The 8,111-nt window shown below is 66.3% G+C and carries 7 protein-coding genes; 3 read left to right on the top strand and 4 right to left on the bottom strand.

Annotated elements, in window-relative coordinates:
• Positions 1-176 precede the first annotated feature (176 nt).
• Positions 177-1,232 carry a hypothetical protein gene (locus DAT35_RS55770; RefSeq protein WP_108077641.1) on the top strand — a complete coding sequence of 352 codons (1,056 nt, stop codon included), beginning with the start codon at positions 177-179 and terminating at the stop codon, positions 1,230-1,232.
• A 140-nt stretch (positions 1,233-1,372) separates the two neighbouring features.
• The gene (locus tag DAT35_RS55765) at positions 1,373-1,819 is read left to right on the top strand and encodes a hypothetical protein (protein WP_108077640.1); all 447 of its coding nucleotides are present in this window, start codon (positions 1,373-1,375) and stop codon (positions 1,817-1,819) included.
• Between the two features lie 97 nt (positions 1,820-1,916).
• Here DAT35_RS55765 and DAT35_RS55760 read toward each other — a convergent pair whose 3' ends face one another.
• Both DAT35_RS55760 and DAT35_RS55755 read right to left on the bottom strand, forming a co-directional pair.
• Positions 1,917-3,536 (bottom strand): M1 family aminopeptidase, encoded by a 1,620-nt coding sequence (locus DAT35_RS55760; protein ID WP_158502384.1) that lies wholly within the window; start codon positions 3,534-3,536, stop codon positions 1,917-1,919.
• Positions 3,537-3,774: 238 nt separating this feature from the next.
• Positions 3,775-4,617 carry a Hint domain-containing protein gene (locus tag DAT35_RS55755; RefSeq protein ID WP_108077638.1) on the bottom strand — a complete coding sequence of 281 codons (843 nt, stop codon included), beginning with the start codon at positions 4,615-4,617 and terminating at the stop codon, positions 3,775-3,777.
• A gap of 300 nt (positions 4,618-4,917) precedes the next feature.
• Here DAT35_RS55755 and DAT35_RS55750 point away from each other — a divergent pair, with 300 nt between their 5' ends.
• A complete protein-coding gene (locus DAT35_RS55750; RefSeq protein ID WP_146210302.1) occupies positions 4,918-5,580 on the top strand; it encodes a hypothetical protein in 663 nt (220 codons plus the stop codon).
• A 108-nt stretch (positions 5,581-5,688) separates the two neighbouring features.
• Here DAT35_RS55750 and DAT35_RS55745 read toward each other — a convergent pair whose 3' ends face one another.
• Together DAT35_RS55745 and DAT35_RS55740 are read right to left on the bottom strand one after the other, a co-directional pair.
• Positions 5,689-6,525, bottom strand: a complete 837-nt coding sequence (locus tag DAT35_RS55745) for a hypothetical protein (RefSeq protein WP_199243310.1) — start codon at positions 6,523-6,525, stop codon at positions 5,689-5,691.
• 48 nt (positions 6,526-6,573) lie between these two features.
• Positions 6,574-8,088 (bottom strand): M4 family metallopeptidase, encoded by a 1,515-nt coding sequence (locus tag DAT35_RS55740; protein ID WP_233262289.1) that lies wholly within the window; start codon positions 8,086-8,088, stop codon positions 6,574-6,576.
• Positions 8,089-8,111 lie beyond the last annotated feature (23 nt).

Raw genomic sequence — 8,111 nt, 5'->3', positions numbered from 1 at the left:
TGACTCGCGCAATCGTGTTCCACCTCCCAAGTAGTACGCACGAGTTGACCTTTGACACCAAGCGACCGGACAGCCGCATCCTGGCTGCTCCGGTAGGGCTCCTCACGCTACTAACGCAGTAGTGCTATATCTCCCCCGAGGCCGTCGCGGGCCGCCCCCTGGACGGGCGCAATGACGTGTTCGCCCTGGGCGTGGTGCTCTTCGAGCTGCTCACCGGCCAGCAGCCCTTCAAGCGCGACCACGATGCGGCCACGCTCAACGCCATCATCCGCGAGCCAGCTCCCGTGCCGTCACAGCTCAATCCGACCATTCCCCAGGACGTGTCGGATCTCATCCTGCGTGCCCTGGTGAAGGAGCCAGCGCGCCGCACGCCGTCCGCCGCGGCCATGCGCGAGGAGATCGAGGCGGTGATGGCCCACCACCGGCTCAACTCGTCGCCAGCGGCGGTGGCCCAGTTCTTCAAGGCCACGCTGAACGATGGGCTCGCGGAGTTCGGACCCACCCAGAGCGGCCCGTTCATGGGCTCGTTCCCGAGCACGGGGGGACAACAGCGCACGGCTTCTGGCAGTTCGCTTCGTGCGCACGTCACGCCAGTGGGGGTGGGTGAGCACGCGGGCTCGCGCCCCCGGCCTGGTGCAGGGGCCTGTGCCGGGCCGCATGGAGCCATGCCGCAGCCCCAGGCTGTGGCGGCACCGCGTCCCCCCGCATCGCTCCCCCCGCTTCCTCCCGTTGCGTCTGGAGCGGACGAGCCCACCGTGGTCGACCGGTCGGCACAGCGGAGATTCACTTCCCCGAAGGCCACGCCTCCCGAGCCTCTGACGCGGAACGTCTCGGCTCCAGGGCCCTCGGTGCCTGCCGTGACCTTGCGCGCCAGGCCAGCCGCCGGGCCTCTCGTGCCGCAGCCCCCTGCGCCGCGGCCCGCCGCCCGGATGTCTGGCCGCTCGATGGCCAAGGCGGCGCCCCGAGCTGCTCCGGTGGCTGCTCCTCCCAGGGCTCTGGCACTCGCGGCCGCGGTGAGACCCGCCACGTCCAGGCCCTCGCCGCTCAAGTGGGTCATCCTGGGCGTCGTCGGGCTCCTGGTCATTGGCGGGGCCGGCGTGGTGGTTCCCAAGATGTTCTCGGGTGAAGGCGTCGAGGTGAGCGACCGCGAGCCAGGTGAGCCGAGGCGGCCAGGCGCATTGCGCTCAATGCCGCGCGGATTCACGGCAGACCCGGCCGGCTCAGGCCACTGAATTCCTATTGCCACTTCCTGTATCGAGAGGTTCAGACGCTCCGGAGAGCGTGTGCACGTTTTCCCACGTTTATATTGAAATCATTTATTTCAGGACTAGAATTTGCTTCCGGCACTTGATGCTTTTCCGGAGGTTGGACAATGAAAGATGTTCGGCTCGTGGTGGTGCTTGCGTGCATGGGTGCTTCGGGCATCGCGGAGGCCCAGCTCACCTATCGCTGCACGTCGGATGATCGGCTCCTCACGCCAGCACAGCGGGCGGGCCGCAACGCCTGGTCCCGCAAGTGCGGGTACATCAGCGCGACGCGTGAGTCCAACCTGAACGCCTTTAGCGAGTACCAGGTGTATGCCAATGGCTGTTTTCAGCAGCCATGCGCGCCCAAGGTCAACAACTGCGTGTACTTCGTCCCCGCTTCGGAGAGCGCGCCCTGCGTCTCGGGGCTGTCTCCGGTGGGCTCGTGCGAGGCCAGTCTGGATCTGGCGCCGGGCGACTCCCTGCTCGCGAGCATCGCCTCGCCCGCCACCCGCTATCTCTGGGGCTCCGCGCCCGGCCTGGACAGCATCTTCGGGGCGCACCCGGCTACCTGAGCGGAGCGGGCGCTCACACATCCCGGCCGGAGCGCACTTCCGCTCCGGCCGGCCTCGAGCGGGCGCCTCGTCGGGTGCCCGGCTCGGGGGACGGCAACTACAGCACCCATCCGGCGGACTTCGGCTCCCGGACGAGTCCCGTGGCCTTGCGGTTGACCAACTTGTTGCCCGGGTCCACCAGCACCTGCCGGACCGTCCAGGAGGGCGCGCTGATGGACTTGGTCACCGTCGCCGACTGCGGATTGAGCGTGAAGTCCACGGTCACGAGCTGCTTCTGGCTCGCCAGGTCTCCCCGGAGCTCGATCTCCACCGCGCACGGGTAGACGACGTTGGACAGCGTCTGCTGCATCACGGTGAGGGTCAGTTGGCCATTTGCCTTCGCATGGGTCACCGCGAAGAAGGGCCAGTCCGGCTCGCCACTTCCGACCAGCCAGGTCTGGAAGTAGCGCTCGAGGTTGGCTCCCGAGGCGGCCTCGAGGGCAAAGCGGAGATCGTCGATGCTCCGGGTTCCCTGAATGGAGAGGAAGGTGCGGATGCCGGCGATGACCTTGTCCCGGCCGATCAGCGGCTCCAGTTGCAGGAAAAGGATCATCGGTCCCGTGCCGTACACGTCATTGATGAAGGACACATAGTCGGGCGCCGGGTTGTCCTGCGGGCGCAGGTAGTAGCTGGCCGTCCGGGCCTGCTTGTCCCAATAGGCGAGCGTCTGGGGCGCCTCCCAGTTCCGGTTCTGCTCCTCATAGAGATACGTGAAGTACTCGGCCAACGCCTCCTTCCAGGGATAGTCCATGGGGCTTTCCAGCGTGGTCCGGTTCCCCGCCCACTGGTGCACCACCTCATGCATCAACGTGTGCATGGTCATGTTGGCGTAGTCCTGGCGGAGGAGGGGCAGGTCCTCGCGAAGGATGATGTTGGCCGGGTGCTCGATTCCCAGCCACTCCGTGGGGGCGCTCGCCACCCGCAGCTCCCGGCCGTAGGGCAGCGGACCGAGCTGCTGGGTAATCCATTGCAGGAAGTGGCCAACGGCGTTCGCGTCGAGCGCGTCGACGAGCCGGCCCTCCGGAATCTCATAGAAGTCCAACTGCGCTGCCGTCGAATCCACCAGCCGCGTGCTCACCCACCTCGGGTTGGAGGCCACCGCGAAGGACGAGTAGGTGGGGGCCTGGGTCCCTAGCAGCTCGCACCGGGTCTGGGTAGTCCCCGAGGTTCGTGCTCCGGGACAGAGTACGGTCTGGCCCGCCGGGTGGTTCACCGTGAAGGTGTAGTTGGCGAGGCGATTCGTCAGATCGTCGCAGGGGCCGAAGAGATCACACGACTCCACCCAGCCCAGCAGGTACGAGAAGGTATTGCCCACGAAATCCGGGCGCCGGGAGAACCCGACCTGGGAATAGAAGTACGTGGCCTCGGGAACCGTGTAGTTGCTCTCGAAGTTCACCTGTCCGGCGAACTGCGGCGTTCCGCAGACTCCCAGCATTCCGTTTGCCTGGCTGACCCGCGCCGGGCTTCCGTTCCAGGTGGGGTTCGTGATGCCCGCGGGACCGGGAATGCTGAAACAATCCCCTCCGGGCTGGAACACATTGAGCAGCACCCGTGAGGAAGCCTGCCGGGTCGTGAGATCGAAGGTGTAGTCGTACCGGGAGACCGAGTACTCGAAGGTTCCCGAAGCCACCTCCTGGGTGTTGCGCGTGCACGCCACCGCTTCCTCGCATGGAGTCAATGGCGGAGGGGGCTCCACACCCGGATCCCCACATCCCGAGCCGAGCACGCTTCCGAAACCCAGGATGAGAACAACGGAAGAGAGACTTGCCCGTGCACGGCGCCCCGGGGCAGGGACGGCAACGACCTTCATCGATGATTCCTTTCAATGCAACACGACGGTTGATCTGAAGACACACAGCGGCCCACCCTCCCGCGCCGGAGCTTCGGGAGGGTGGGTCATGCACAGCGGCTCGAGGCTAGAGACCCTGGACGTTCGCCTCGTCACGCAGACCCAGACGGTAGTGGATGTCCGCCCACTCGTTCTGGAAGCGGATGGAACCCGTCAGCAGGCCCTCCACGTCGAGGATGTTCTCGATCTTCTCGTGGCTCACCGGCTGGACGTTCCAGACGTAGCCCTTGAAGCGGAAGACGGTGACCTCGGTGATGGGAACCTGCTTGCCATTCGAGGCCAGCAGCTTGTCACCCAGCTTCAGGGTCTTCGCCTTCACGATGTTGCCCTCGCCATCCACCAGGGGGTGGTCGGCCGTCACCTCGATGATGCGCCCGTCCGCCGTCTTCAGGGCGAACACATCCTCGTCGGTGTCACCCGAGACATAGGTGCGGATGGACTGCTCCCCGAAGGCCGGAGCGTCCAGCGTCGCGTTCTGGCTCAGCGCCGTCACGGTCCGCTCTCCCGCGCGGTAGGCCTCGGGAATCTCGGTCCGCTTGCCGTTGAATGCCACCTTCTGGGTCGGCGTGAAGCAGCCCACCGGGCAGCTGCCGAGCTTGGCCAGCTGATCCAACGGGATGCAGGCCTCCGACTCCGAGGCCGGCACGTACCGCGTGCAGCTCGAGCCCGCGACGACGTTCGGGTACGAGTAGCACCCCTGCAGGAACACCTGGTACTCGCCCTCCTCGTTGAGGACCGCTTCCTTCGCCGCTGTGATGAAGCCACACTTGCGAGCCCAGGCATTGCGCCCGGCGCCCAGGGCCGCCGTGGTGAGCTGATCATCCAGGGTGCAGCGGGCCGTGTGTTGGGCCATCGCCGTCGACGAGACACCCGTCACGGCGAGCACAGCGACAACTAACAATGCGCGCATGGTGAATCCCCCTTTATCAGAGTATGCAGTTTGGACAGCGAGTTCAAATTAATGACAATTGAACTATGGGTCAAGACTGTTCGGACTATTGGTGTATCCAAAGTCAAGACAGAATTTGGATGCACGCCCCTTGGCTTCCTTGAAGGTGTGAATTTCCAATAATCCTTTATTTCCGGGCCCGTCCTGGAGTAGATAGTCCTATCCCCATTCCAGGAGGGAACCATGACGGCGTGGCTTCCAGTGACACAATCCGGTCCCATGAACGTGAACGCGCGAATCACAGGGGGACTCGCGCTTGTCTTGACAGCCCTTGTGGTGGCGTGTGGTCCCAGTCCCGGGGCGGGGCAGGGCCCAGACGCGCTCTCGACATCCAAGGCCTCCATCGAGCAGTGCCCGCTCCAACCGGTCAGCGATGGAGCGCAGTACGTCAACTATTGCAACTACTGCGGCGACGGTTTGTGCAGCGGCGCTGAGACCCAGTACAACTGCCCCGATGACTGCGGTTATCCCAGCTACTGTGGTGACGGCTGGTGCAACAATGCCGCCAACGAGACCGAGGCGAGCTGCCCCGCGGACTGCTACTGCGGTGATGGCGTGTGCAACGGCAGTGACACGGTCACGAGCTGCCCGAAGGACTGCGGCTGCCCCAGCCTGTGTGGCAATGGCGTCTGCAACAACAATGAATCAACGGCCTCGTGTTGGAGCGACTGCGGTACCCTCTGTGGTGATGGAGCCTGTAACGGCGGTGAGAACGTGAGCAACTGCTCCAGTGACTGCGGCTATTGCGGTGACGGACTGTGCGTTGGCGGCGAGACCATCTCCAACTGCTACACGGACTGCGGTTACTGCGGCGATGGCGTCTGCCGCACCCCGGAGACGCGCTTCAACTGCGCCGCAGACTGTGGCGGCGTCATCTGCACGGGCGTGCGCATCTGCGAATACGAGCCCCTCGCGGAGCCGTGACACCGCACCGGCCCCGGGCATCTGCCGGGGCCGGTGGGTGGGGCACCGGGGCCGCGCTCGAGTCATCCGGCTCGAGCGCTCCCGGGTGCCCACGTGTCAGGCGTCAGCTCACAGGCCGCTGACGTCGAGCTCGTCACGCAGGGACAGGCGGTAGTCGTCCGCCGCCCACTCGTTCTGGAAGCGCACGGAGCCGGTGAGGAAGCCCTCAGCGCTCATGACGTTCTCCGTCTTGTCGTGGCTCTCCGGACGCACGTTCCACACCTGGCCCTTGAAGTTGAACACGCTCACCGTGGAGAGGGTCAGCTTCTTCCCGTCGGCGCCCAGCAGCTCATCGCCGGCGCTCAGGGTCCGGGCCTTCACCATGACGCCATCGCTCTTGAGCATCGGGTGCTCGGCCGTCACCTCGATGCTGCGGCCGTCGGTGGTCTTCAGGAGGAAGATGTCCTCCTTCGTGTCACCCACGACGTAGGTGCGGATGGCCTGCTGGCCGAAGGCCAGCGCGCCCACCTGCGCGTCCTGCGAGAGGGCCGTCACCGTCTTCACTCCGGACGCGTACGCCTCCGGCACCGGCACCTGGCGGCCGTTGAAGTCGACGCGCTGGCTCGGGGTGAAGCAGCCGGTCACGCAGCTGCCCAGCTTGACCAGGCCGGTGAGGCACGCCGCGGACTCCTCCGACGGCACGTACTGGGTACACGTGGAGCCGGCCACCACGTTGGGGTAGTTCGAGCACGCGTTGGAATAGACCTGGTACTCGTTCTCCGAGTTCAGGTACGCCTCGCGCGAGGCGGAGATGTAGCCGCACTTGCGGGACCAGGCGTTGCGGCCGTGAGCCGCATCCACCGTCGTGAGCTGATCATCCAGCGAACAACGGGCGCTGAGCTGGGCCATGGCAGGGGTCGACACGCCGGCGATGATGAATACCAGCGCGGTGATGATTTTCTTCATGACGTCTCCTTGTTTCGGGTGATTGCTACGTTCTGACCGCACGGGCGCCTACGGCACGCCCACGGCACTCCAGGCATCGCGCACCGCTTGCACCACGGTCGCGTCGTACCGGTCCTGCGCGGCCTGGGCGGTCCAGGTCTTCGCCTGGGACATGGTGGTGGTGCTGGTGAAGTAGTTGGCGTTGGCGTGGTACCAGGTCTGCGCCGCGCGGTGCATGCCCACGCCCGTCACGTTGACGGCCGTCTTGCCACGCGGGTGCGTACCACCGGTGACCAGCAGCTTGAACGCCAGGTTCGGGATGCCGGAGTTCCAGTGCACGCCGCCGTTGTCGGACGTACCCGTGTAGCGCTCGGGGTAGTAGTCACGCGACGAGCCATCGAGCGTCGGGCTGTTCATGTAGCGGAGCGCGTCGCCCGCGGTGCCCGGCGTCCAGATGTCCTCGCCAATCTTCCACACGTCCGCATCGATCACCGAGCCGCGCGACCAGCTCTCGCAGAAGGCCGCGGCGATGTCCGAGTAGCTCTCGTTGAGCGCGCCCGACTCGTTGCGGTAGGCGAGGCCGGACTCCCGCTCCGTCACCGCATGGCTGATCTCGTGCGCGGTCACGTCCAGGTCCAGGCCCAGCTGGGTCGAGTTGAAGTTGTCGCCATCGCCGAACACGATCTGGAAGCCATCCCAGTACGCGTTGACGTAGCTCTGGCCGTAGTGGACGGTGCTGGTGATCTGCGCGCCGCGGTCGTCGAACGAGTCGCGCCCGAAGAGGGTGTCGTAGCAGGCGTACGTCGTGCCGATGTGGTTGTAGTTCGTGTCGAGGTGGTTGTCGCCCGTGGCGGCGCCGCCCTCGCCGCGGCGCAGCGTGCCCGGCGTGGTCCACTGGTTGTTGGCCGTGTAGAGCGCGCGGTTCAACGCGGAGTGGATCTGCGGCCGGACCTCGAGCACCTTGCCGGAGCTGGCGCTCACGTACACCAGGTCGCGCGCGGGCTCGCCCTCGCGCGTGCCCGCCACCGTCACCTCGTACGCCAGGGACAGCTCGCCCTCGGCGCTCAGGAAGTACACCTGGTTCGGAGCGCCCTGGGCCTTGAGGGTGTCCACCCCGCCAATGGCCGCCACCGCCGCGACCTCGGGGGACACCCGCTTCAGGGTGAGCGGCTCGTTGGCGCCGCGGGCATTGCCGTTGGCCGCGTACACCTCACCGGCGGCGTTGACGTGGAGGATGAGCTCTCCGCCCACCACCCGCAGGCCGTTGCGCACCTGCTCATAGCGCGCGTGGGTGAGGCCCACGTCGTCCGTGCGCGTCGAGCGGATGTTCAGGTCCTCCGCGCTCAGGCGGAAGGCCGGGGCGATCCGGCGCAGGGTCGGCAGCAGCGCCTGGTGGGCGCGCTCGTTGGAGGCGTGCAGCCCCTTCGCCACGAAGGACGTGTCCACCGTGCCGAAGTTGCCACGCAGGAACGTGGGCACGCCGTCCGCCGCCATGCTCACCACTTCGACCTTGCCCAGCGCGGCGAGGGCCGCCTGTACGTCGTCACCCCGCTGCTGCTGCTGCAGGGCGGAAGGGGCGTCCATCTCCGGTGCGCCTCCGCACGCCG

Source organism: Vitiosangium sp. GDMCC 1.1324, assembly GCF_003044305.1.
In the GTDB taxonomy this organism is placed as follows: domain Bacteria; phylum Myxococcota; class Myxococcia; order Myxococcales; family Myxococcaceae; genus Archangium.
The sequence above is the reverse complement of the archived record's forward strand: the minus strand, read 5'-3'. Positions and strand labels throughout refer to the sequence as shown.